This window comes from Tahibacter soli, assembly GCF_025717065.2.
GTDB classification, from domain to species: Bacteria; Pseudomonadota; Gammaproteobacteria; order Xanthomonadales; family Rhodanobacteraceae; genus Tahibacter; species Tahibacter soli.
In genome coordinates, this window is the sequence record NZ_JAOVZO020000003.1 from 550,305 (window position 1) to 574,489 (window position 24,185).

At 69.0% G+C, this 24,185-nt stretch carries 20 protein-coding genes; 13 read left to right on the top strand and 7 right to left on the bottom strand.

What is annotated here, in order from left to right; genetic code table 11:
• The 4 genes from OD750_RS04950 to trxA all read right to left on the bottom strand — a co-directional run bounded on the left by OD750_RS04950 (position 1) and on the right by trxA (position 5,539).
• Complete coding sequence (locus OD750_RS04950; RefSeq protein ID WP_263543160.1) at positions 1-2,733, bottom strand: Ig-like domain repeat protein; 2,733 nt, start codon at positions 2,731-2,733, stop codon at positions 1-3.
• A 43-nt stretch (positions 2,734-2,776) separates the two neighbouring features.
• Positions 2,777-4,063, bottom strand: coding sequence for a TolB family protein (locus OD750_RS04955; protein ID WP_263543161.1), 1,287 nt, complete (start codon positions 4,061-4,063; stop codon positions 2,777-2,779).
• Between the two features lie 80 nt (positions 4,064-4,143).
• A complete protein-coding gene (locus tag OD750_RS04960; protein ID WP_263543162.1) occupies positions 4,144-4,593 on the bottom strand; it encodes a DUF4442 domain-containing protein in 450 nt (149 codons plus the stop codon).
• A gap of 88 nt (positions 4,594-4,681) precedes the next feature.
• Entirely contained in the window at positions 4,682-5,539 is an 858-nt protein-coding gene (gene trxA / locus OD750_RS04965; RefSeq protein WP_263543163.1) for a thioredoxin, read from the bottom strand.
• A gap of 304 nt (positions 5,540-5,843) precedes the next feature.
• Between trxA and OD750_RS04970 the strand changes: the two genes are divergently transcribed.
• Both OD750_RS04970 and OD750_RS04975 read left to right on the top strand, forming a co-directional pair.
• Positions 5,844-6,470: a hypothetical protein gene (locus tag OD750_RS04970; protein WP_263543164.1), complete on the top strand. Its 627-nt coding sequence runs from the start codon at positions 5,844-5,846 to the stop codon at positions 6,468-6,470.
• A complete protein-coding gene (locus tag OD750_RS04975; protein ID WP_425508207.1) occupies positions 6,467-6,679 on the top strand; it encodes a helix-turn-helix transcriptional regulator in 213 nt (70 codons plus the stop codon). The genes OD750_RS04970 and OD750_RS04975 overlap by 4 nt, the downstream gene beginning before the upstream one ends.
• An 8-nt stretch (positions 6,680-6,687) precedes the next feature.
• Here OD750_RS04975 and OD750_RS04980 read toward each other — a convergent pair whose 3' ends face one another.
• From OD750_RS04980 to OD750_RS04990, 3 genes are all read right to left on the bottom strand, one after another.
• Positions 6,688-6,978 carry a type II toxin-antitoxin system RelE/ParE family toxin gene (locus tag OD750_RS04980; RefSeq protein WP_263543165.1) on the bottom strand — a complete coding sequence of 97 codons (291 nt, stop codon included), beginning with the start codon at positions 6,976-6,978 and terminating at the stop codon, positions 6,688-6,690.
• A gap of 15 nt (positions 6,979-6,993) precedes the next feature.
• Positions 6,994-7,263, bottom strand: a complete 270-nt coding sequence (locus OD750_RS04985; protein ID WP_263543166.1) for a type II toxin-antitoxin system ParD family antitoxin — start codon at positions 7,261-7,263, stop codon at positions 6,994-6,996.
• Between the two features lie 110 nt (positions 7,264-7,373).
• The gene (locus tag OD750_RS04990; RefSeq protein ID WP_263543167.1) at positions 7,374-8,672 is read right to left on the bottom strand and encodes a metal-dependent hydrolase family protein; all 1,299 of its coding nucleotides are present in this window, start codon (positions 8,670-8,672) and stop codon (positions 7,374-7,376) included.
• A 205-nt stretch (positions 8,673-8,877) separates the two neighbouring features.
• On the opposite strand from OD750_RS04990, the gene leuS reads away from it, so the two are divergent.
• From leuS to tldD, 11 genes are all read left to right on the top strand, one after another.
• Positions 8,878-11,619 (top strand): leucine--tRNA ligase, encoded by a 2,742-nt coding sequence (leuS, locus tag OD750_RS04995; RefSeq protein WP_263543168.1) that lies wholly within the window; start codon positions 8,878-8,880, stop codon positions 11,617-11,619.
• 11 nt (positions 11,620-11,630) lie between these two features.
• On the top strand, positions 11,631-12,119 hold the full coding sequence (locus OD750_RS05000) for an LPS-assembly lipoprotein LptE (protein WP_263543169.1): 489 nt from the start codon (positions 11,631-11,633) through the stop codon (positions 12,117-12,119).
• Positions 12,120-12,288: 169 nt separating this feature from the next.
• The gene (gene holA / locus OD750_RS05005) at positions 12,289-13,308 is read left to right on the top strand and encodes a DNA polymerase III subunit delta (protein WP_263543170.1); all 1,020 of its coding nucleotides are present in this window, start codon (positions 12,289-12,291) and stop codon (positions 13,306-13,308) included.
• A 4-nt stretch (positions 13,309-13,312) separates the two neighbouring features.
• The gene (gene nadD / locus OD750_RS05010; RefSeq protein ID WP_263543171.1) at positions 13,313-13,948 is read left to right on the top strand and encodes a nicotinate-nucleotide adenylyltransferase; all 636 of its coding nucleotides are present in this window, start codon (positions 13,313-13,315) and stop codon (positions 13,946-13,948) included.
• Positions 13,949-14,434: 486 nt separating this feature from the next.
• Positions 14,435-14,797, top strand: coding sequence for a ribosome silencing factor (gene rsfS / locus OD750_RS05015; RefSeq protein WP_263543517.1), 363 nt, complete (start codon positions 14,435-14,437; stop codon positions 14,795-14,797).
• 46 nt (positions 14,798-14,843) lie between these two features.
• Positions 14,844-15,314 (top strand): 23S rRNA (pseudouridine(1915)-N(3))-methyltransferase RlmH, encoded by a 471-nt coding sequence (gene rlmH, locus OD750_RS05020; RefSeq protein ID WP_263543172.1) that lies wholly within the window; start codon positions 14,844-14,846, stop codon positions 15,312-15,314.
• 26 nt (positions 15,315-15,340) lie between these two features.
• Positions 15,341-15,910 (top strand): Maf family protein, encoded by a 570-nt coding sequence (locus OD750_RS05025; protein ID WP_263543173.1) that lies wholly within the window; start codon positions 15,341-15,343, stop codon positions 15,908-15,910.
• Between the two features lie 330 nt (positions 15,911-16,240).
• Complete coding sequence (rng, locus tag OD750_RS05030) at positions 16,241-17,728, top strand: ribonuclease G (RefSeq protein ID WP_263543174.1); 1,488 nt, start codon at positions 16,241-16,243, stop codon at positions 17,726-17,728.
• A 27-nt stretch (positions 17,729-17,755) separates the two neighbouring features.
• Positions 17,756-21,604, top strand: coding sequence for a YhdP family protein (locus OD750_RS05035; protein ID WP_263543175.1), 3,849 nt, complete (start codon positions 17,756-17,758; stop codon positions 21,602-21,604).
• A gap of 181 nt (positions 21,605-21,785) precedes the next feature.
• A complete protein-coding gene (locus OD750_RS05040) occupies positions 21,786-22,610 on the top strand; it encodes a spherulation-specific family 4 protein (protein ID WP_263543176.1) in 825 nt (274 codons plus the stop codon).
• 132 nt (positions 22,611-22,742) lie between these two features.
• Positions 22,743-24,185: a metalloprotease TldD gene (gene tldD, locus OD750_RS05045; protein WP_263543177.1), complete on the top strand. Its 1,443-nt coding sequence runs from the start codon at positions 22,743-22,745 to the stop codon at positions 24,183-24,185.

Consider the following 24,185-nt stretch of genomic DNA (forward strand, 5'->3'; position numbering starts at 1 on the left):
TCAGCGCGTGCGTTCCACCGCGAACGCCGGATCGAAATACAGCGACTGCGGATTCGCCGTGACGACGCCGCTCGCGACCGACGTGTCGCGCCAGACCAGCGCCTCGCCGTTCACGGTGTCGCGCCAGACGAGCTGGCCCGAGCCGTAGTCGGCGTTGCCGCGACGGCCGAACTGCACCGCGCCCGGCGTCGTCCAGTCCGGTGCCGGCAGCGCGCCGCGGATGTCGCGCACGATCCGGCCCGAGTCCATCACGCCGATGACGACCGACCCGCTCGCGACGTCGAGCCAGACGAGATCGTCGTAGCCGTCGGCGCCGATGTCGGCCGCCGCGACGAGCGCATGGCCGGCCGGCGGCTTCACGCGATAGCGCGCGAGCGGCTTGACGTCGTCGCCCATCAGCCAGATCTCGACCTCGTTCGCGCCGGGATCGAGCCAGGCGAGATCCGCGTGGCCGTCGCCGTTGAATTCGCCGGACAGAATGAAACGGTATTCGGGATTGACGTCGATCGCCTCGCGGCGCTCGCATACGTCGACGACGAAGATGCAGCGCACGAGCGCGTAGCGCAGGTTCGCGTCGCGCACGATCGCGTCGGCGCGGCCGTCGGCGTCGAACTGCAGCAGATCGAGGATCGCAGCGCCGGCGCCGACGGCCGACGACGTCGCCGTGCTGCGCGCGCCGAGCCCGTCGACGAGCACGTACGCGCCGCCGCGGTCGCGCACGAGCACGCGGTCGAGCCGGTCGCCGCCGAAGCGGTCGGCGTCGATCCACGTATCGTCCGTATTGGCCGGGAAGCGCCGCCAGGTGCGCATCGGCGCGACGTAGTGCTCGCGATCGCCGCTCGCGAGATCGCGCCGCACCGGCGCCGAGATTTCCGGATCGAACAGCGCGACCGCCGGGCGGAACACCACGACCGTCTGCACCACGGAACTCGCCGGCGTGTGGAAGCGGTCGCCGGAATATTCCGCGACGATCGCGTAGCGGCCCGCGTTGACGAACCAGCCCGGCGGCGGCGTCGGCAGCGACGCCTGGCCGGACTGCAGCGCGACGCGGCCGAGCGTCTGCCGGCCGGCGGCCGTGTCGACGCTGAACGTCACCTCGCCGGTCGGCACGCGCGAGCCGTTGCCCGTCACCGTGGCTTCGATGCGCAGCGACGTGTCCATCGCCGGAATCGGCGAGACGTATTTCGGCATCTTGACGTCCGGCACGATGGCGGCCTGGAGCGTCGCGCAGTTGGCGAGTTCCGACGTGTTGCCGGTGGCGGTGTTCGTCGCCGTCGCGCTGACCACGTCGCCGGGTCTGAGGCCGCCGAACGGCGCGTTCTGCACGCCGGCCGAGAACGCCGCGTGGCCGGAACCGTCGGTGCGAATCGTCGTGCGGCCGAGCGGGAACTCCGCGACGCCGCCCGCGGGCCGGCAGGCCGCGCCGAGAAAAAATTCGATCGTATATTCGTTGTCGGGCTCGGAGTCGAGCACGCCTTCGATGCCGCCGGCGGTGGAGGCGAAGGCGAGCTGCGGCTTGTTCTGCAGCGCGTTCGGGCCGGCGTCCCGGTCGAGCGGATCGTTCGCGAGCGGCGCGAAATTCGCGTTCGCGTCGAGCCCGATCGCTGCATACGCCACCTCGTAGAAGAGGTTGCCGGACATGAGATTGCCTTCGCCCGCGAGCGTCGGCGCGGACGACCGCGCGTCGCCGAGCAGGATGCCCGCGTTCGCGCGGTGCACGAGGTTGTCGCGGATGCGGTTGCGCGACGCGTCGCGGCTCAGGCGGATCGCGACGTCGACGTAGGGCAGTGACGTCATCCACACGTCGCGGCCGAAGATGTTGCGGTCGATCGCGTTGTTCACGGTGGGGTTGCTGGTGCCGAGGAGCACGATCGCCTCCTCGAGCGTGTGCGCGAACAGGTTGTCGGCGATCGTCGAATCGCGCAGACCCAGGAACGACTTCTGCACCGCCGCGCTGTACATCGCCAGGAGGCCCTGCGGCGGGTTGAACGCGATCGCGCCGGAGATCAGGCCGTTGCCGATGATCGCGGAATTGAGGTCGCCGATGCCGTCGCGCGTCATGCCGATCCAGTTGTTGCGCACGACGTGCCCGGTGCCGACGATCATGATCGCGCTGGCGGTGGTGCCGTTGATGACGTTGCCGTCGGACGACGCGGCGCCGCCGATGGTGACCTTGTCGCACGCGAGCGCGGCGATGCCGACGCCGTCGTAGCGCTCGGGCGTGCCGTCGGCGTGCAGGCCGATCAGGTTCGCGGCGACGCGCACGTCGTTGGCGAGCACCCAGATCGCGGGCTGCGGCGACGACGTGCCCTGGCCGCCGGTGATCGCAAGGCCGCTCACGGCGCTGCGTTCCGAGCCGCGGATGAACAGCAGCGCGCGCTCCGCCTTCGGCGCGACGTTGATCTCGATCTTGTAGGTGCCGTTGCCGACCGCCGTCGGCCCCACGGCGCCGCGCTGCGTGAAGCCGCGGATGATCACCGGCGTCGCGATGTTCGGCAGCGGCGTGGCGAGCGGGATCGTGAACGGGCCGGTGCCGGCCGACGCCGGAATGGCGAAGTCGATCGTGGTGCGATCGGCGTTCGCGTTGGCCGCGTCGATGGCCGCGCGCAGCGTGCCGGGCCCGCTGTCCGCGGCGGACGTCACCACGACGCGGCTTTGCGCGTATGCGCCGGCCGATGCGAACAGGACGGCGAGCGCACAGGCTCGCGCGACCCTGCGAAGAAAAGTGGACATCTGGAATCCTCCCTGGTGAGTGCTAGTAGCCTGTAACGGGCCACTATTCGAAGTCGTCGAAAAAAATGCGGTCGTTGCCCGGCGTGCCGAACCAGAACACGTCGGCGACGCCGTTGCCGTCGCCGGCGACGAGGTTGGCGGCCTGCGACTCGAACGCGATCACGGTGCCGTCCGCGCCGATGCCGATGCCGCCGCCGCTCGCGCCGGCGCCGGGCACAGCGGGGTTCTGCGCATCGCGGCTGAGCAGTTCCGGCGCCGTGGCGCCCGACGGCCAGCGCCACGCCTGCGCGGGCGTCGGCGCGGTCATGTCGCAGATCATCACGACGTCGCCGGTGTCCGCGATCTTCGGCGCGCGGCACCCCGTCGCGTTCGGCGCGAGCGGGCGCGGCACGGCGACGAGCGCGCCGTTCGTGCGGTCGAGGCGGAACACGCGGCTCGTCGCGCCGGTCACGAGGTTCGACGCGAACGAACGGAAGACGACGTAGCGGCCGTTCGACGAAATCGCGGCCTGATCGGACGGACCGGTTCCCGCCGCACCGCTCGCGTTGCGGCTCACGAGCGACGTCGTTGCGGTGCCTCGGTCGCGCAGATAGACCTGCTGCACGCCGCCGGCAAGGCCCGCGACCATGTTCGACGCGGCGCTCGCGAACGCGACGTAGCGCGCGTCGTCGCTCAGCGCCTGATTCGACAGCGCGACCGCGTTGTCGTCGGCGAACGCGCCCGACGCGTTGCGGCTGGCGACGTCGAGCGAACCGGTTTGCATGTCCTTGACGAAGATGTCGGCGCGGTCGTTGTCGTCGCCGGTGACGAGCGCGTTGGCGAACGACTGGAACGCGACGTAGCGGCCGTCTGCCGACATCGACGGAAATCGCGACTGGTCGCCGCCCGGCGTGCCGCTCGCGCTCTGGCTTGCGCGCGCGACCGCGCCGGTCGCGCGGTCGACGCGCAGGATCTGCAGGCCGGCGGGCGACGGTCCGAGATTGCCGGCAAGGCTTTCGAACGCGACGTAGCGCCCGTCGCGCGACGCGACGGGCAGGAAGCAGTTGCCGTCGGCGACGGTGCCGGTCGTCGGATTGCGGCTGACGAGCCGGATCACGGCGCCGTCGGGGTCGTACGCGTAGACGTTCAGCGCCGCACCGGCTGCCGCGCCGAGATTGTTCGCCGTGGTGGTGAAGACGAGGAGGCCGCCGTTCGCCGCGACGGCAGGGTCGCGCAGCAGCGCGTTCGGTTCGGCGCCGCCCGCGCCGAGTACGCGATGCGGGGTTTGCGCATCGGCCGCGTTTGCGGCAAATGCGACGATCGCGACAAACGCGCGAAAGTGTCGCTGCACGGTATTCTCCGGGCCGCATCAGGGAGCGGCCTGCACTGACGACCCATTACGCAGTGCGGCGGAAAAAACCCGAATCGATGCTAGCTTTCCTTCTTGCGGCGCACGTAGAGCTGCTTGCGCACGCGCGCGACGACGGTGCCGTCGGCGGTTTTCACGTCGACGTCGAACCAGCGCAGATACTTTTCGCCGCTCGCGGTCGCGGCGCGCAGTTCGTCGAGCACGGCGTCGTCGACGCGAAATTCGGCGTACACGTCGGCGCGGCCCGGCGATACGAAGTCGATCGTGCCGGCCTTGTCCCAGACGATGTAGTCGCGGCCGAGGCAGTGCATCACGAGGATCATCCAGAACGGATCGGTCATCGAGAACAGGTTGCCGCCGAAGTGCGTGCCGACGTAGTTGCGGTTGTAGCGGGCGAGCTTCAGGCGCACCCGCGCATAGCGCCAGTCCGGCGCGATTTCCTGTACGCGGATGCCGGCGAACAGGAACGGCGGCCAGACATTGAAGAAGCGGCGTAGCGTGGAGGCTTTCATGGGCGGGCGAGGGCTTGCGATCGCGCGGCATGCGCCGCGCGATCATGCGTTCGTCGAGGCGAGCAGATGCTCTATCGCGACGGGGCGATCAGAACAGCACCGACGCCATCTTGCGGCGGTACGCGCCGACGAGATCGGCGTCGTCGAGCACGTTGAACGCCGCGATCAGGCGCTTCTTCGCCTGACCTTCGTTCCAGTCGCGCTGCGCCTTGAGGATGTGCAGGAATGCGTCGAGCCCGCCTGCGGCGTCGCCGCCGAGCAGCAGGCGAACGCCGAGCAGGTCGCGGGCGGCATGGTCGCCGGCGTCGCGCGCGATGCGTTCGCGCAGTTCGGCGAGCGGCGGCGCGCCGTCGAGCGCGCGTGCGAGGTCGAGCTGGCTGCGCAGGCGCGTCGCCTTCGAATCGGTCGCGTATTTCGGCGGCAGGTTGTCGAGTTCGGCTTCGGCCGCCGCGGCGTTGCCGGCCTGCATCAGCGCGAGGGCGAGGTCGAGCTTGAGCTCGCCGTTGTCGGGTTCGGCGGCGATGGCCTGCTGCAGACGCGCGATCGCTTCGACCGGCGTTTCGTCGTCGAGCGGTTCGGGTTCGTCGGCGGGCGGCTCGCCGGCGGCGATGCCGTTGCGCTTCAGGAATTCGCGCACCTGCGATTCGGGCAGCGCGCCGGAAAAGCCGTCGACGAGCTGGCCGTCCTTGACGAGCACGACCGTCGGCAGCGACCGGATGCCGAAGATGCTCGCGATCTGACCTTCCGCGTCGGTGTCGACCTTGGCCAGGCGAAAGCCGCCGGCGAATTCGTCGGCGAGCTTTTCGAGCACGGGACCGAGCTGGCGGCACGGCGCGCACCACGCGGCCCAGAAATCGACCAGCACCGGCTGCGTCAGCGACGCCTTGATCACGTCGGATTCGAAATTGGTCTGGGTCGCGTCGAAAACGTAGGGGGACTCGGCCATGTATTGCTCCTGGGAGAGATTGCCGCGAGATAGATGCGGAAGGTTACGCGATCAAGGCGGCCGGGAGCGCGAGGTCGCGATCCTGGGTGTCCCGAACTCTCGCGACGTCGCGATCCTGGGTGTCCCGAACTCTCGGGTGTCCAGTTTTGGCGGGGTGTCCCGAGATTCCGGATGTCCGTTTTTGGCATCCAGGTTCGGCGGGGCCGGAATCTTGGCTGTCCAGTTTCGTCCGTTGTCCGCTTTACACGACTAAATGCAATGTGTAGATTACATTTAGTTCGCTGAAACTGACATGGAGAGCGCCGTGCCGACCGCAAAGAACCGCATCGTTGCGTTGATCCTGCTCGCGCCGATCGCGCTCGGGCTGATGTTCGTCGGTCCGTCGCAGGTGCTCGGTATCGATACGGGCCTCTTCGGCGGCACGCTCGTGCTCGCCGTCGGGTGGGCGACGCTGTACGGCTGGTGGCGCGTCGCCGACGAGGCCGACCGGCTGTTCTCGCGCAGCGAACTGTTCGCCGGCATCGGTTTCACGTTCACGCTGGCGATCGCCGTGGTGTTCTTCTGGAAATTCCGTGCGCTCGGCTGGAACGTCGAGTCGTTTTCGGAGGCCGGGCGCTCGCTCGGCCGCGCGATGGTCATGCTGCTGATCGCCTGGGCCGTGTTCCGCTCGGTGATCGAACAGCGGCGCGGCGCGCAGGTCGAACGCGACGAGCGCGACCGCCAGATCCAGGCGAGCGCGCAGTCGCACTCGCATACCGCGCTCGTGGTGCTCGTGATCGCGCTGATTCTCCACCTCGGGCTGTTTCCCGAGCGCTTCGTCTCGCCGGTCACCGGCCCGAACGTCGCGCACTGGCTGATCGGCGCGCTGATCGTCGCCTCGCTCGCCGAATACGTATCGACGCTGCTGCAGTACCTGCGCGACCGCGCATGAGCGCCGGCGCGATCCGCAACGACATCCGCCGGCTGCGCTTCGAACACGGCGAGATGACGCAGGAGGAACTCGCGAAGCGCTGCGGCGTCACGCGGCAGACCGTGATCGCGCTGGAAGCGGGGCGCTACGCGCCGTCGCTGGAGCTGGCGTTTCGTATCGCGCGGGCGTTCGGGGTGGGGGTCGAGGGCGTGTTTCGCTGGGAGGAGTAGGCGGCTCGCTATTCGAAGAATTCGTCGACATCGCGAGCGCCATGCACCACGCGTACGATCTGGACACCGCCGTCCAGATGCCGGTGCAATACCTGGTACGCCCCGACCGGCCAACTTCGTACGCCCTCGCCGATTTCGGGGCGCGCAAAGCTGATGCCGGGAAACTCCGCGAGCCGCTCGCAACTGGCGGCGATCTCGCGCAGCTGCCGGTTCGCGGCCTGCGGGTTGTCTTCCGCGATGTAGTTCCAGATTTCCTGTAGATCAGCTTCGGCACGGTGCGTAATGAACACCTTGGCCATGTCGCCGTCCTTGCGTCATTCCTTCTTCAGCGCCTCACTCGCGCGTTTGATCACGGTTTCGATATCCAGCTCCCCGGCGGAGCCGCTCGCGATGCCCTCGTCCCACAGCTGACGCAGGCGATCGAGCGCCGCCTGCTTCTTTGCTTCGCGTTCCTGCCACAGGCGCATTGCGTCGCGTACGACTTCGCTCTGCGTCGCGTAAGCGCCGCTCGCGACGGCGCTGCGCATCGCGCTGGCGTGCTCCGGTGTCAGGACTACGGTGGTTTTTTCGACGCGGGTAGCCATCGACGTGACCTCCTGCTGCAGTGGTAGGCATTATGCATACCGGCAGCAGGCCAGACAATCGCCGCGCGCAAACTTCTTGGCCGGTCACGTGCAGGCGTGCGGCGGTCGTTTTACAGCGACTTGTAAACCACCCCGTCCTTCATCACGAAGCTCACGCGCTTCATCGCGGTGATGTCGTCGACCGGATTGCCCGGCACCGCCACGACGTCGGCGTACTTGCCGGCTTCGAGCGTGCCGAGGTCGGCGCTGACGCCGAGGAGTTCGGCCGCGTGCGTCGTCGCGGCCTGCAGCGTGAACATCGCCGGCATGCCGGCTTCGACCATCAGCTCGAATTCGCGCGCGTTCTGACCGTGCGGAAACACGGCGGCGTCGGTGCCGAACGCGATCTTGACGCCGGCCTTGTACGCCGCGCCGGCCGTGCCCTTGATTTTCGGACCGATCGCGAGCGCCTTGGGCCGCACGATGGCGGGGTAGTAGTCCGGCTCGGCGCTCGCCTTTTCGCTGACGAACGTGCCGGCGCTGATCGTCGGCACGTACCACGTGCCGTTCTTCTTCATCAGCGGAAACAGCTCGGCGTCCATGTAGGTGCCGTGCTCGATCGACGTCACGCCGCCGAGGATCGCGCGGCGCATGCCTTCCTTGCCGTGCGCGTGCGCGGCGACGATGAAGCCGTAGTCCTTCGCGGTGTCGACGATCGCCTTAACCTCTTCGATCGTGAACTGCGGGTTGTCGCTGCTTTTCGCGTACGACAGCACGCCGCCGGTCGCCGTGATCTTGATCAGGTCCGAGCCGTCCTTGTAGCGCGCCCGCACGGCCTTGCGCGCGTCGTCGACGCTGTTGACCACGCCGTCGTCCGGACCCGGATCGGGCAGGAGCCCGTGGCGCGCGCCGTTGGTCGGATCGCCGTGACCGCCGGTGCTCGCGATCGACTTGCCGGCCGTGAAGATGCGCGGCCCCTTGAGCAGGCCCTGGTTGACCGCGTTGCGCAGCGAGATCGACACGCCGTCGGTGTCGCCGAGGTCGCGCACGGTCGTGAAGCCCGCGAGCAGCGTGCGCTCGGCGAACACGCCCGACTTGAATGCGATGTCGGCGTCGTTGAGCCGGAAACCCTCGGCGTACGAGTCGCGGCTCGTTTCCGACGTCAGGTGCGTATGCATGTCCATCAGGCCCGGCAGGCACGTTGCGCCGGGCAGGTCGACCGTCTTTGCACCGTCCACCGCAACGCGGCCCGGTTTGACTTCCCGGATGCGCCGCCCTTCGACGACGACCGTATGCGCGCCGAGCACCTTGCCCGCGGCCGTATCGACGAGATTGGCGCAGTACAGCGCCGTGACGGGATCGGCCGCGAAAACGGGCGCGGCGGCGAAGGCGCTGGCGGCGAGGACGCAACGGACGAACGGCTGGCGCATGGCGACGGACTCCGGGGGGATTCGCCGATCATGGCACGGCGTTTGGATCGTGCATCTGTGCCTTTAGGCACGGTTCGAACCCGTCCGGCGCATGACCCGGCGGCGGCGCCCGGCTTGGCGTACATGCTGCGCTGCGGTAGTCTCGCGCGCCTATCCTTATGATCTTGCGGCGCCGATTCGCGGCCCGCGGCCGACTGCCCATCCCATGCACGAAACCTACGAACCCGCAGCGGTCGAAGCCGCAGCGCAGAAATTCTGGACCGACACCCGCGCCTTCGAGGTGAAGGAAGATCCGTCCAAGCCGAAATACTACTGCCTGTCGATGCTGCCGTATCCGTCCGGCGCGCTGCACATGGGCCACGTGCGCAACTACACGATCGGCGACGTCATCAGCCGCTATCAGCGCATGCAGGGCAAGAACGTGCTGCAGCCGATGGGCTGGGACGCGTTCGGCCTGCCCGCCGAGAACGCCGCGATCAAGAACAACACCGCGCCGGCGAAGTGGACCTACGCGAACATCGAGCACATGAAGGCGCAGCTCGGCCGCATCGGCTTCGCCTACGACTGGTCGCGCGAAGTCGCCACGTGCAAGCCCGAGTACTACCGCTGGGAACAGCAGATGTTCACGCGGCTGTTCAAGCAGGGCCTCGTGTACCGCAAGAACAGCGTGGTCAACTGGGACCCGGTGGACCACACCGTGCTCGCGAACGAGCAGGTCATCGACGGCCGCGGCTGGCGTTCGGGCGCCATTGTGGAAAAGCGCGAAATTCCGCAGTGGTTCCTGAAGATCACGGCGTACGCCGACGAGCTGCTGAACGAGCTCGACCGCCTGCCGGGTTGGCCGGACATGGTCAAGACGATGCAGCGCAACTGGATCGGCCGGTCCGAGGGTCTCGAAATCCAGTTCGGCGTCGACGGCGAAGCCGAGCCGCTCACGGTGTTCACGACGCGGCCCGACACGCTGATGGGCGCGACGTTCGTCTCCGTCGCGGCCGAGCATCCGCTCGCGCTGAAAGCCGCCGCGAACAATCCCGAACTCGCCGCGTTCATCGAGGAATGCCGCCACGGCGGCACGGCCGAGGCCGAACTCGAAACGCAGGAAAAGAAGGGCGTGTTCACCGGCATCTTCGCCAAACACCCGGTCACCGGCGACGACGTGCCGGTATGGGCCGCGAACTTCGTGCTGATGGGTTACGGCACCGGCGCGGTCATGGCGGTGCCGGGCCACGACGAGCGCGATTGGGAATTTGCGAAAAAGTACGATCTGCCGATCGCGATGGTCGTCGTCAACGACGACGTGCACGACGCGATCCTGGAACTGAAGCGCGACGTCGCCGCCGGCGGCGACGCGATGAGCGCGGCCCTGGGCGGCAGCGGTGCGCGCGACGTGTACGAGCCGGGCGCGGCCGTGCAGATGATCGAAGAATTCCAGCGCCGCCTCGCCGAAGAGGGCGCGTATACCGAGCGCGGATTCCTCGTGAACTCGGGCGAATACGACGGCATGGACTACGACCAGGCGTTCGCCGCTCTGGCCGAGCGCTTCGAGCGCGAAGGGCGCGGCGCGCGGCGCGTCAACTATCGCCTGCGCGACTGGGGCGTGAGCCGCCAGCGCTACTGGGGCTGTCCGATTCCGATCGTGTACTGCGCGCATTGCGACGCCGTGCCGGTGCCGGAGGACCAGTTGCCGGTCGTGCTGCCCGAAGACGTCGCGTTCTCGGGCGTGCAGTCGCCGATCAAGGCCGATCCGGAGTGGCGCAAGACGACGTGTCCGCAGTGCGGCGGCCCGGCCGAACGCGAAACCGACACCTTCGACACGTTCATGGAGTCGAGCTGGTACTACGCGCGCTACACGAGCCCCGGCGCGAACGCGCAGGTCGACGAGCGCGCCAACTACTGGCTGCCGGTCGACCAGTACATCGGCGGCATCGAGCACGCGATCCTGCACCTTCTGTACTTCCGCTTCTATCACAAGCTGATGCGCGACGCGGGCCTCGTGCAGTCGGACGAACCCGCGACGAACCTCCTGTGCCAGGGCATGGTCGTCGCCGAAACGTTCTTCCGCACCGCAGGCGACGGCAATCGCACGTGGTTCAATCCGGCCGACGTCGCCATCGCGCGCGACGAGCGCGCGCGCGTCGTCGGCGCGGTCGCCTCCGACGGCCTGCCGGTCGAGATCGGCGGCATCGAGAAGATGTCGAAGTCGAAGAACAACGGCGTCGACCCGACCGCGATGATCGCGCTGTACGGCGCCGACACGCTGCGTCTGTTCTCGATGTTCGCGTCGCCGCCGGACCAGTCGCTCGAATGGAACGAGGCCGGCGTCGAAGGCATGGCGCGCTTCCTGCGCCGCGTCTGGGCGCAGGTGGGCAAGCACGTCGCCGCGGGCGACGTCCGCGAATCGCAGCGGCTCGCCGCGTCCCTGCGTGCCGGCGACATCGCGCTGACGGCCGAGCAGAAGGCCGTGCGCCGCAAGCTGCACGAGACGATCGAAAAGACGTCCGACGACATCGGCCGCCGTCACGCGTTCAACACGGCGATCGCGTCGGTCATGGAGCTTCTGAACATGCTGGCGAAGTTCGACGAGGCCGGCGACGCCGCGCGCGCCGTGCGCCACGAGGCGTGGGAAGCGGTGACGCTCGTGCTCAACCCGATCACGCCGCATTTCAGCCATGCGCTGTGGCAGGCGCTCGGCCACGGCGAGACGCTGATCGAAGACCAGCGCTGGCCGGCGGTCGATCGCGAAGCGCTCAGGAAGGACGCGCTCGTGCTCGCGGTGCAGGTCAACGGCAAGCTGCGCGGCCAGATCGAAGTGGCCGTCGAAGCGAGCCGCGAAGACTGCGAAAAGGCCGCGCTGGCCGAACCGTCGGTCGTGCGTTTCCTCGAGGGCCAGACGGTGAAGAAGGTCATCGTCGTGCCGGGCAAGATCGTCAACATCGTGGCGGGATGAACATGCGAACAATGCTGCGTTGTATCCTCATCGCGTCGCTGCTGCTGCTCGGCGCCTGCGGCTTCCATCTGCGCGAGCAGGCGAACGTGCCCGAGGCGCTCAAGCGCGTGCGGCTGGAAATCGCCGATCCGGGCACGACGCTCCATCGCGACCTGCCGCCGGCGTTGAAGCGCGCGGGCGCGACGGTCGTCGACGCCCCCGACGGCGTCGCCGTGCTGCGCATTCCGGTGTCGACGCTCGGCCCCGATGCGCTCTCGGTCGGCCAGACGGCGCGCGTACGCGAATACACGATGCGTTTTCGCGTCGAGATCGAAGCGGTGGACGCGGCCGGCGCGGTCGTCATGCCGCGCCAGCAGATCGAACTGACGCGCGACTACACGTTCGACGAAACGCAGGCGCTCGGTGTCGCCGCGCAGGAAGACCAGTTGCGCAAGCAGTTGCAGCGCGACATGGTGCAGGCGATCCTGCGGCGGCTCGAAGCGGTCGGCAAGACGCAGTAGCCTTCAAAGCCCTCTCCCCCGAGCTCGCTGGGGGAGACGGTTGGGTGAGGGAGCGACGCTTCGCACTTCCTCGAACCCGACGCGGTGCTGAACGCAACCCCCTCACCCCAGCCCTCTCCCCAAGCAAGCTTGGGGGAGAGGGAGCAAAGAGAAGGCGGCGCGGGTTTCAATGGCCTTGACGCTCTCCCAGTTCCACCAGCAACTCGCCGGCCCGGCCTTGAAGCCGGTGTATTTCCTCGCCGGCGAAGAGCACCTGCTGCTGATCGAAGCGGCCGACGCGCTGCGTGCGCGCGCTCGCGCGCTCGGCTACGTCGAGCGCGACATCCTCGATGCCGAAAGCGGCTTCGACTGGGACGATCTGGCGCGCTCGTCGGCCGGCATGTCGCTGTTCGCGACGCGCAAGCTGATCGACCTGCGCCTGCCGACCGGCAAGCCCGGCAAGGAGGGCGCCGCCGCGATCGTCGAATACTGCGAGCGGCCGTCGCCGGACAACGTGCTGCTCATCACCTCGACGCAATGGAGCAAGCAGCACGCCGCCGCGTGGGTCGACACGGTCGAAGCGGCCGGCGTGTTCGTGCCGATCTGGCCGCAGCGCCCGAACGAGCTGTTCGACTGGGTCGCGCAGCGCATGGCGTCGCGCGGCGTGAAAGCCGGGCGCGACGCGATCGCCGCGCTCGTCGAGCGCATCGAAGGCAACCTGCTCGCCGCGGCGCAGGAAATCGACAAGCTGGCGCTCCTCGCCGGCGACCGCGTGCTCGACGCCGCGACGCTCGAAGACCTCGTCGCCGACAGCGCGCGCTTCGACGCGGGCAAGCTCACCGACGCCGCGCTCGGCGGCGACGCGTCGCGCGCGCTGCGCATCGTCGCGGGCCTGCGCGGCGAGGGCGAGCAGGTGCCGGCACTGATGGGACTCGTGCTGTACCAGCTGCAACTGATGGTGCGGCTCGCGGCCGCGCCGAATCCGGCGCAGGCGTTCCGCAACGAGCGCATCTGGCCGGCGCGCGAGGCGGTGTACAAGAAGGCGCTGCAACGTGGAAATCTGGCACATTGGGAATTGTGTCTCGCGCAGGCCGCGCGCATCGACCGCATCAGCAAGGGACGCGGCGCCGGCGACGCCTGGCTCGAGCTCGAACGCCTGCTGACCGCGATGGCGCTGCCGCGCACGACGCACCTGATCAAGGCGGGCTGACGCCGTGCGCGCGCTGGCCCTGTTCGGCGGCACGTTCGATCCGGTCCACTACGGCCATCTGCGCTCGGCGTGGGAAGCGGCCGAACTCCTCGACGCCGACGTCGCGCTGATGCCCGCGAGCGTGCCGCCGCACCGGCCGCAGCCGTTCGCGCCGGCCGGTGCGCGCGTGGAAATGCTCGAAGCGGCGCTCGCCGGCCAGTCGCGCCTCACGGTGGACGAGCGAGAGCTGCGCCGCGATGGCCCGTCGTACACGGTCGACACGCTGCGCGAACTGCGCGGCGAAGTCGGACCGCGGCGCGCGCTCGTGCTGATCGTCGGCATCGACGCGTTCGCCGGCCTGCCGACGTGGCACGAATGGCGCGCGCTGTTCGACCTTGCGCATATCGCGGTGCTTGCGCGGCCCGGTCACGAGCCCGCCTTCACGGCGGAACTCGACGCGGAATTCGCGCGCCGCCGCGCCGCGCCCGACTCGGCGTGGCGCGAGTCGCCGGCCGGCGCGATCGTGCCGCTCGCCGTGACGCCGCTGGAAATCTCGGCCACCGATATCCGTCGCCGCATCGGTGCCGGCGAAGAACCGCGCTTTCTGTTGCCCGAGGCGGTCTGGGCACGGATCCGGGCACAGGGCTGGTACCGGCGCTGACGGCGGCACGGCGGTATACTGCGACCGCCCGGTTGCCGGGTTCCCCCCGCCACACGAGGTAACGCACGCTTGGCTACGACCAAAAAACCGACTTCCGCCGCCACCCGCATACCGAAAAAGACCGCCAGCGCCGCCACGAGCAGGCCGGCCGCCGCGAAATCGACCACCGCGAAATCGACCACCGCGAAATCGACGACCACGAAATCGGCCTCGGCCAAGCCGGCCGCGCGCAAGACGTTCGGCAAGCCCGTCGAATGGACCCCCACCAAGCGTGCCGCAACGACCGACGTCAAGCCGGCCGCCAGGTCTGCCGCGAAGAAGCCCGCCGCCAAGAAGCCGGTAACGCAGGGCGAGGCGAACAGGGCCGCCGCGAAGAAGGCCGCCGCCAAGCCGGCAGCCGCACGTCCCGCCGCCAAGGGCGCGAAGGCGCGTCCGGCCGACGTCGCCGCTGCGCCGAAGCAGCGCAAGACGGCCAAGGCCGGCAACGTGCCGACCGACATCGTCGAGCGGCTGCGCGGCGAAGTGAAGCGCGCGCTCGAAGAACTCAAAGCCAAGGACGTCGTCGAGATCGACGTGCGCGGCCGTACCAGCATCGCCGACTACATCGTCGTCGCGAGCGGCACGTCGACGCGCCACGTCAAGTCGGTCGCCGACGAGGTCGTGAAGTACGCGAAGAAGACCGGCGTCATGCCGCTGGGCGTCGAAGGCCAGCGCGAAGCCGAGTGGGTGCTCGTCGACCTCGGCGACATCGTCGTCCACGTCATGCTGCCGCGCGTGCGCGAGTTCTACGGCCTCGAGCGCCTGTGGACCGTCGGCGGCGAGGACGAGCGCGAAGCCGCGTTCGGCTGATAACAGTGTTTCGTTCCGCTCACGCTGCTCACGGAACGCAACACTCGTGCGCGCGCGCCTGATATCGGTCGGCGAACGCATGCCGGCCTGGGTCGCCGACGGCTACGCGGAGTATCAAAAGCGACTTTCGCGCGATTTGCCGCTCGAGCTCGTCGAACTCAAGCTCGGCGAGCGCGGCAAGGGCCGCGATCTCAAACGCGCGCTCGACGACGAGGGCGCCGCAATGCTCGCGGCGATTCCGCGCGATGCGCACGTCGTCGCGCTCGACGGCCGCGGCAAGACGTGGTCGAGCGAGCAGCTCGCCGAGGAGCTTGCCGGCTGGCGCATGCAGGGCCGCGATCTGGCGTTTCTGATCGGCGGTCCCGACGGCCTGGCCGCCGCGGCGCTCGCCCGCGCGAACCAGCGCTTTTCGCTCGGCGCGTTGACGCTGCCGCACATGCTCGTGCGGCTGATCCTCGCCGAGCAGCTGTATCGTGCGACGAGCCTGTTGTCCAACCATCCTTACCACCGCGCATGACAGCGCAGCGCCGACCGGGAGTCGCCATGCTGTACCTCGCCTCGCAATCGCCGCGCCGGCGCCAACTGCTCGAACAGCTCGGCTTGGCGTTCGGCGTGCTCGACGTCGACGTGCCCGAAGTGCGCCGTGTCGGCGAACCGGCCGAGGACTACGTCAGCCGCGTCGCGCGCGAAAAGGCCGGTGCCGGTCTCATGAGCGTCGCGGCCGTGCCGGGCGCGGTCGTCATCGGCGCCGATACCGAGGTGGTGCTCGACGGCGAAGTGTTCGGCAAGCCGGCCGACGCGGCCGCGGCGGCGGCGATGCTCGCGCGCCTGGCCGGTCGTACGCATCGCGTGATTTCGGCGGTTTGGGCGGTCAGCGCCGGACGCGAGGATCACGCCGTGAGCGTTTCCGACGTCGGCATCGCGGCGCTCGACGCGACGGCGATCGACCGCTACGTCGAAACCGGCGAGCCTTACGGCAAGGCCGGCGCCTACGCGATCCAGGGTCGCGCCGCGGCGTTCATCGATCGTCTGTCCGGCAGCTACTCCGGCGTGATGGGATTGCCGCTGCACGAAACCGCGACGCTGCTGCGCCGCTTCGGCGTCTCGATTTGAGCGGCCTTGCGTTGCGCGAATGCGCCGTTCGCATCGACAAGCGCGCGGTGCGGCGGCTATAAACCGTCGAGGCAACGCGCCGGGTGCGTTCACACCGGCACAAAGGTTTACCGCCCCGAATATTTGCGGCTGCCGTCGTTCAGGCGCCGAATGACAAGGTGTCCGAGTGGCCCGCAACTGTCGAATCGCTGGCGTCCGGCTTGTTCTGCGAACGTCTGGCTTGGTCTTCACTCATCCGACAGTGGGTACTATCGGATTAGCTCCAGACCGGCGCCATCCGTCCGCGGCACTGCGCCGGCCATCTACCGCTTCAACAGTTACGGGCCACTAGTGAGCGAAGAAATCCTGATCAACGTCACCCCGCGCGAAACCCGCGTCGCGGTGGTCGAAAACGGCATGCTGCAGGAAGTGCACATCGAGCGTGCGCTGCGCCGCGGCTATGTCGGCAATATCTACAAAGGCAAGGTCAGCCGCGTCATGCCCGGCATGCAGGCGGCGTTCGTCGAAATCGGCCTCGAGCGCGCGGCGTTCCTGCACGCGTCGGACATCGTGCGCGCGGCGCCCTCGCTCGTCGGCGACGCCGGCGAAAACGGCGGCGGGCAGCCGGCCGCCACGCCGCCGATCCTCGATCTCGTGCGCGAAGGCCACGAAGTGGTCGTGCAGGTGGTCAAGGATCCGATCGGCGGCAAGGGCGCGCGCCTGACGACGCACTTGTCGATCCCGTCGCGCTATCTCGTGCTGCTGCCGTATTCGCGCATGGTCGGCGTATCGGTGCGCATCGAGGACGACGGCGAGCGCGCGCGCCTGAAGGAAACGCTGCAGGCGCTCGGCCGCGACAGCCAGCTCGGCTATATCGTGCGCACGAACGCCGACGGGCAGAGCGACGAGGCGCTGGCCGAGGACGTCGACTATCTCGGCCGCCTGTGGCAGGCGGTGCAGGAAGGCATCGCTGCGGCGAAGGTCGGCGAGCGCATCTACGAGGATCTGCCGCTGTCGATGCGCGCGCTGCGCGACCTCATGCGGCGCGACATCGAGAAGGTGCGCGTCGATTCGCGCGAAACCTTCGACAAGACGCTGCATTTCGCACAGCAGTTCATGCCCGAACTCGTCGAGCGCATCGAACACTATCCCGGCGAACGGCCGATCTTCGACCTGTACGGCGTCGAGGACGAAATCCAGCGCGCGCTGAAAAAGGAAGTGCCGCTCAAATCCGGAGGCTATCTCATCGTCGACCAGACCGAAGCGATGACGACGGTCGACGTCAACACCGGCGGCTTCCTCGGCCATCGCAACCTCGAGGAAACCGTCTACAAGACGAACCTCGAAGCGGCGCAGGCGGCCGCGCGCCAGCTGCGCCTGCGCAATCTCGGCGGCATCATCATCATCGATTTCATCGACATGACCGACGAGGAGCACAAACGCCAGGTTCTGCGCACTTTGGAAAAAGCGCTATCGCGCGACCACGCCAAGACGACGGTCTACGACATGTCGCCGCTCGGCCTCGTCGAAATGACCCGCAAGCGCACCATGGAAAGCCTGGAGCGCCAGCTGTGCGAGCCGTGCCCCGAGTGCGGCGGTCGCGGCAGCCTGAAGACCGCCGAGACCGTGACCTACGAAATCTTCCGCGAGATCACGCGCGCGGTGCGCCAGTTCGACGCCGAGAAGCTGCTCGTGCTGGCCGCGCCGAAGGTCGTCAGCCGCATCCTCGACGAAGAATCGGCCGCCGTCGCCGAACTCGAGGAGTTCGTGCGCAAGACGATCCGCTTCCAGCCCGAAGAGCACTACTCGCAGGAGCAGTTCGATGTCGTCCTCCTGTAGCCGCCTCGCGGCGACGGAGCGGCGGCGGTGACGCCCTGGCGCCGCCGGCTGCGACGCCTGCGGCTGGCGCTGACGTTCACGTGCGCGACGCTGATCATCGTCGCGGCGGTCGTCGTCGCGCTCGTGCAGGCGCTGCTGCCGCATATCGCGGCGCATCCCGAGCGTGTCGCTGCGTTCCTGAGCGAGCGGCTGCAGCGTCCGGTCAGCATCGACGAAGTACACGGCGAATGGGCCGGCGTCGGTCCGGTGCTGCGCCTGGAGGGCGTGCACATCGCCGCCGTCGACGTGGCGTCGCCGCCGCTGGTGATTCCCCAAGCCGAGATCGCGCTCGACTTTTCGGCCTGGGCGCGCAGTAACCGGCGCTTCAGCGAGTTCCGTCTGATCGGCCTCGACCTTTCGCTCACGCGCGGCGACGACGGCCGCTGGAACGTCTCCGGCCTGACCGGCGGCGACGCGGCGGCGAGCGAGGGCGACAATCCGTTGCTGATGCTCGGTGCGCTCGTCGTGCGCAACGCGCGCGTGCGCGTGGTCGATTCGTCGCAGTCGCTCGACGTCGTCGTGCGCGCCGACGAATTGCGCCTGTTGAACTGGGGCGAGCGCCATCGACTGCTCGGCCTCGTGCGCCGCGACGGCAGCACCGGTCGCCCGCTCGAAGTGATTGCCGACTACGACGCCGCCGGACAGTCCGGCCGCGCGTATCTCGGTGCGCGCGATACCGATTTCGCCGCGCTGCTCGACGGCTTCTCGGCGCGCGACCTGCGCCTGGGCGGCGGCAGCGGCCGCGTGCAGGTGTGGGCCGATCTGCGCGCCGGGGCGATCGATTCGGCGCAAGTGTCGTTCGACGTCGCGGGCCTCGACGTCGTCCCCGACGCTGCCGCGCGCGACGCACCGGCGCCGCTCGCGACCGGCCTTGCGCGCGTGTCCGGCATCGCCAGCTGGCGCCGCGCCGCGAACGGCTGGCGCTTCGACGTGGCGAAACTGCGCGCCGCGCGCGACGCGCGCGAGCCGCCGGAGACGCAGGCGAGCGTCGTCGCCGGTACCGATGCCGCGGGCGCGCCGGAGTATCGGTTCACATCGCAACAACTGGATTTATCGACGCTGGCGGCGCTGGCCGCGCTGCCGGGCCTCGCCTCCGACGGATTGCGCGAATGGCTCGCCGAGGCGTCGCCGCGCGGACAGATACTCGACGCCGCCGCGCGCTGCGGCGGCGCGTGCGACGGCGGCGACTTCGACCTCTCGGCGAAGCTCGCGGGCCTGTCGCTCGCGTCGGTCGGCAAGAAGCCCGGCGTCGACCGGCTCGACGCGCAGATCATGGGCGACGCCGGCGCGATCGTCCTGCACGTGCCGGAGCAGGCGGCCGTCGTGCGGTATCCGCGCAAATTCCGCGAGCCGTTCTTGCTGTCGCGCTTCGGCGGCGACATCGCGGCATTTCGCATCGACGGCGCCTGGCGCGTGGAGACCGACGCGCTCGATCTCGAAGGCAACGGCTACGCGCTGCAGGCGCGCGGCGGCATCGAGCTGCCCGACGACGGCACCAAGCCGCTGCTCGATCTGTATGCGCTGGTCGCCTATGCCGACGTGCGGGCCGCGCATTATTTTCTGCCGATCGGCGATCTTGGCCCGAACACGACGAAGTGGCTCGAGCAAGGGCTCATCGCGGGCACGATCGACAACGCGCGCGCCACGGTGCGCGGCGATCTCGACGACTGGCCGTTCCGCGACCTCGGCGGCCGCTTCGACGCGCGCGTGGAGATCTCCGGACTCACGCTCGACTACAGCCCCGGCAAGTGGCCGCGCGCCGAAGGCGTCGCCACGGTCGCCGAGTTCGTCAACAACGGCCTGCGCGCGCAAGCGAGCGGCAACGTGCTCGGCGCGCATGCGAGCAGCGCCGTCGCGGTGATTCCCGACTTCAAGGACGCGGTGCTCGAACTCGACGTCGAAGGCGAGGGCGGCGGGCCCGAACTGCTCGACGTGCTGCACGCATCGCCGCTCGGCGAGCGCTACGCCGACGAGCTCAAGGGCATCGCGATCGGCGGACGCGGCGCGCTGAAGTTCCGCCTCGACCTGCCGCTCAAACCCGAAGTGCCCGGCAAGATCCACGGCGAGGTCGACCTCACCGACGCGCGGATGGAAGCGAAAAAGTGGAACGTCGATTTCGCCGGCGCCACCGGCAAACTCAAGTTCGACGACGGCGGCTTCGTCGGCGGGCCGTTCGCGATCCGCTACCGCGACGTGCCGGCGCGCTTCACGGTCGCCGTCGGCGACGGCACGGTCGAACGGAGCAACGCGGTCGAGGCGAAGCTCGAAGGTAATCTGCCGATGTCGGTCGTGTTTGCCGACTTCCAGACGCTCAAGGCCTGGTGGCCGAAATTCCCGGGCAGTTCCGACTGGACCGCGGAGGTCGCGATTCCGCGCCCCGGCGCGGCCGACAAGGCGACGACGCTGCGGCTGCGCTCGGAACTGCGCGGCACGGCGATCCAACTGCCGGCGCCGCTCGACAAGCTCGAGGGCGACGCGATGCCGATCGACATCGCGTTGAACCTGCCCGTCGAGGGCAGTCCGATCACGATCGCGCTTGGCGACGTCGCGCGCCTGCGCGGACGGCTGCCGTCGCCGAGCCGCTCGACGTTCGCCGCGACACTCGCGCTCGGCGATGCGATGCCGCAGACCGTGCCGAACGACGGCATCGCGGTCAGCGGGCACGCGTCGCTGATCGACCTTTCTGGCTGGACCGGCGTCGGCTTCGGTGCGGGGCCTGATCTCATCACGAGCGTCGATCTCAGCGCGGACCGCGCGCGCATCGGCGGCGGCGAGTTCCGCGACGTCGGCTTCAAGATCGACGACCGGCCCGACGGGGTCGGTTTCGTCTTCACCGGCCCGACGATCGCGGGCACGGTGCACGTGCCGAAGGCCGACATCGTCAAGAGCGGAATCACCGTGCAGCTCGACCGGCTGCACTGGCCCGAGTCGCCGAAGCCGGCGCCGGGCGCGGCGCAGACCGATCCGCTCGACGGGGTCGCGCCGTCCACCATTCCTCCTTTGCACGTCGCGATCGGCGACTTTCGTCTGGGCACGGCGGTGTTCGGCGAAACGCGCCTGGAAAGCGTGCCGGCCGGCAACGGCATGCGCATCGACCAGTTCGACACGCGCTCGCCGTCGCTGCAGATGCACGCGCGCGGCGAGTGGACCGGCGACGGGCGCACGCACAAGACGGCGATCGACATGGACCTGACCGCCGAAGACATCGGCCGCATGCTCTCGTCGCTCGGCTTCTCGGGCCTGTTCGACGGCGGCCAGACGCTCGCGCACATCGACGCGAGCTGGGCCGGATCGCCCGCGACGTTTTCGCCGTCGCGGCTCGACGGAAAACTCAAGCTCAACGTCAACGAAGGCCGCGTGCTCGACGTCGAGCCCGGCGTCGGGCGCATCTTCGGCCTGTTCTCGGTGCGCGAGATTCCGCGCCGCCTGGCGCTCGACTTCGGCGACTTCTTCAAGACCGGCATGAGCTTCACGTCGATCGCCGGCGAATTCGACCTGCGCGACGGCAGCGCGTACACGCAGAACCTGCACATCGCGAGCCCCGCCGCCGACATCCGCATCAGCGGCCGCACGGGCCTGAAGGCGAAGGACTACGACCAGCAGATGGTCGTCACGCCGCGCGTGGGCGGCACGTTCACGGTCGTCGGCGCGCTCGCCGGCGGCCCCGCCGGCGCGGCGGCGGGGCTCGCGGTGCAGACGCTGTTCAACAAGGCGATCAACCAGGTGACGAGCGCGCGCTACCACGTCGGCGGCAGCTGGGACAAACCCGACATCAAGCTCATCTCCAAGGAGCGCGCGCGCAAGTCGAAGGCTGCCGAGCAGCCGGTCAAGAAGTGACGCCTTGACGCGTATCCGGCGCGCGCGGATGATCGATCGCGACCGGGGGTAGAAATCAAGTAGTTCACTTCCTGGCGCGCGTTGCAGCCGCGCGCTCCGATGCCCATTGGAGCGCGTCATGACCGGTCACGTTCGAGCTGTGTTTTTGTCTTGTGTATTTGTCTTTTCGTCGGCCCCGGCCGTGGCGCAGAACGCCGCGCCGCTGCGCTGGCTCGTTCCTGCCTACGAAAATCCCTGCTGCCGGGCCGGGCCGGCGATGTGGTCGACGCTGATCGCGGCGGCGCAGGCGCGGCCGGACGAACTGGCGGTGATCTTCAATCCGCACAACGGGCCGGGTGCCTCGCCGATCGATCCGAACTACGTCGGCACGAACGGGCAGGGGCCGCTGCGCACGCTGCTGCAGACGCAGGCGCGCGTCGTCGGCTACGTCTACACGGCCGACGCGACGCGCGATCCCGCGCTCGTGCGCGCCGACATCGCGCGCTACTACAGCGGCGCGTACTGGCGCGGCCTCGCGCTGCGGCCCGACGGCGTGTTCTTCGACAACGTCTCGCCGGACCTCGCGAACGTCGGCTACTACCGCGGCCTCGTCGCCTACCTGCGCACCTTCGACGCGAACGCCGTCGCGATCGGCAATCCCGGCGTCGCCGGTACGACCAATCCGACGAACCAGACGACCTACACCGCAGCCGACTACGGCGCCGCGTTCGACGTCATGGTCGCGCGCGAGGACTACGACACGCCGTTCAACCACGGCTACGTCGCGCCCGTCTGGCTCGGCGCGCCGAACGCCGCGGCGCTCGGCTTCATCGCGCACGGCGCGACGACGCCGATGCGCATCCGCGTGTCGATGAGCCGCGCGTTCGCGCGCGGCGCGCAATGGTTGTACGTCACCGACGACGTGCGTGCGCACGCGCAGGACAATCCGTACGACGTGCTGTCGACGTACTGGTCGACGCAGGTCGCGCTCGTCGGCGATCTGCTCTTCGCCGACCATTTCGACTGAGCGCCCCGGTGTTTTTCGCAGCACGATCGGGCACTTGCGCAAGCCGGCGGTCGCCGGCTTGCCTCGCGCGGGGGTTGTGGCCTACCGTTCCGCCCCTATTTCACCCGCATCGCACCGTCCGGAAAACCCCGAATGAATTCTCTGATCGCGCAGGCCAGCGACCGTTTGTTGCGCCCCGGCGGCCTCGATACCGGCCAGCTCGACCGCGTCTTCGCGCGCATCATGGGGCCCGGCGTCGACGCCGCGGACCTGTATTTCCAGCACTCCCGGTCCGAGTACTGGATGCTCGAAGACGGCATCGTCAAGGAAGGCAGCCATTCGATCGAACAGGGCGTCGGCGTGCGCGCGCTCTCGGGCGAGAAGACCGGCTTTGCGTATTCCGACGACATCGTGCTGCCGCAGCTGCTCGACGCGGCCGGCGCGGCGCGCGCGGTCGCCAAGGCCGGCGCGAACGGCGTCGGCAAGGCGCTCGCGCTCGCTTCGGGGCGCTCGCTGTATCGACCGGTCGATCCCGTCGACAGCCTCGGCAACGCCGACAAGATCGCCGTGCTGCGCAAAATCGACGCGTACGCGCGTTCGCTCGATCCGCGCGTGACGCAGGTCGTCGTCAGCCTGTCGGCGGCGCTCGACACCGTGCTCGTGGCCGCGGCCGACGGCACGCTCGGCGCCGACGTGCGCCCGCTCGTGCGCTTCAACGTGCAGGTGATCGCCGAACAGAACGGCCGGCGCGAACAGGGCCATGCCGGCGGCGGCGGTCGCTACGACTACGCCGAACTCCTGGCCGAAGGCCGCGCGCACGCCTGGGCGCGCGAAGCGGTGCGACTGGCGCTCGTCAATCTCGACGCGGTGGACGCGCCGGCCGGCAGCATGACCGTCGTGCTCGGCCCGGGCTGGCCCGGCGTGCTGCTGCACGAAGCGATCGGCCACGGCCTCGAAGGCGACTTCAACCGCAAGGGCACGTCCGCGTTCTCCGGCCGCATGGGCGAGCGCGTCGCGGCACCCGGCGTTACCGTTGTGGACGACGGTACTTTGTCGAGCCGCCGCGGTTCGCTCAGCATCGACGACGAAGGCGTGCCGACCGAGCGCACCGTGCTGATCGAAGACGGCATCCTGAAGGGCTACATGCAGGACAAGCTCAACGCGCGCCTGATGGGCCAGCGTCCGACCGGCAACGGCCGGCGCGAGTCGTTCGCGCACCTGCCGATGCCGCGCATGACGAACACCTACATGCTCGCGGGAGAACGCGATCCGGCCGAGATCATCGCGTCGGTCAAGCGCGGCCTGTACGCGGTGAACTTCGGCGGCGGCCAGGTCGACATCACCAACGGCAAGTTCGTGTTCTCGGCGAGCGAGGCGTACCTCATCGAAGACGGCAAGGTGACGCGTCCGGTCAAGGGCGCGACGCTGATCGGCTCGGGGCCCGAAGTGCTCACGCGCGTGTCGATGATCGGCAACGACCTGCACCTCGACGAAGGCGTCGGCGTGTGCGGCAAGGACGGCCAGAGCGTGCCGGTCGGCGTCGGTCAGCCGACGCTGCGCATCGACGCGATGACCGTCGGTGGCACGGCGGCTTGA

What these genes read in the sequence shown, in the direction of transcription:
- leuS (WP_263543168.1), top strand. Translation starts at nt 8,878, where the DNA reads ATGCACGAAACCTACGAACCCGCAGCGGTCGAAGCCGCAGCGCAGAAA.
- OD750_RS04975 (WP_425508207.1), top strand. Translation starts at nt 6,467, where the DNA reads ATGAGCGCCGGCGCGATCCGCAACGACATCCGCCGGCTGCGCTTCGAA.
- OD750_RS04990 (WP_263543167.1), bottom strand. Translation starts at nt 8,672, where the DNA reads ATGCGCCAGCCGTTCGTCCGTTGCGTCCTCGCCGCCAGCGCCTTCGCC.
- OD750_RS05025 (WP_263543173.1), top strand. Translation starts at nt 15,341, where the DNA reads ATGCTGTACCTCGCCTCGCAATCGCCGCGCCGGCGCCAACTGCTCGAA.
- OD750_RS05000 (WP_263543169.1), top strand. Translation starts at nt 11,631, where the DNA reads ATGCTGCGTTGTATCCTCATCGCGTCGCTGCTGCTGCTCGGCGCCTGC.
- OD750_RS04960 (WP_263543162.1), bottom strand. Translation starts at nt 4,593, where the DNA reads ATGAAAGCCTCCACGCTACGCCGCTTCTTCAATGTCTGGCCGCCGTTC.
- trxA (WP_263543163.1), bottom strand. Translation starts at nt 5,539, where the DNA reads ATGGCCGAGTCCCCCTACGTTTTCGACGCGACCCAGACCAATTTCGAA.
- OD750_RS04950 (WP_263543160.1), bottom strand. Translation starts at nt 2,733, where the DNA reads ATGTCCACTTTTCTTCGCAGGGTCGCGCGAGCCTGTGCGCTCGCCGTC.
- tldD (WP_263543177.1), top strand. Translation starts at nt 22,743, where the DNA reads ATGAATTCTCTGATCGCGCAGGCCAGCGACCGTTTGTTGCGCCCCGGC.
- holA (WP_263543170.1), top strand. Translation starts at nt 12,289, where the DNA reads ATGGCCTTGACGCTCTCCCAGTTCCACCAGCAACTCGCCGGCCCGGCC.
- OD750_RS04985 (WP_263543166.1), bottom strand. Translation starts at nt 7,263, where the DNA reads ATGGCTACCCGCGTCGAAAAAACCACCGTAGTCCTGACACCGGAGCAC.
- OD750_RS04980 (WP_263543165.1), bottom strand. Translation starts at nt 6,978, where the DNA reads ATGGCCAAGGTGTTCATTACGCACCGTGCCGAAGCTGATCTACAGGAA.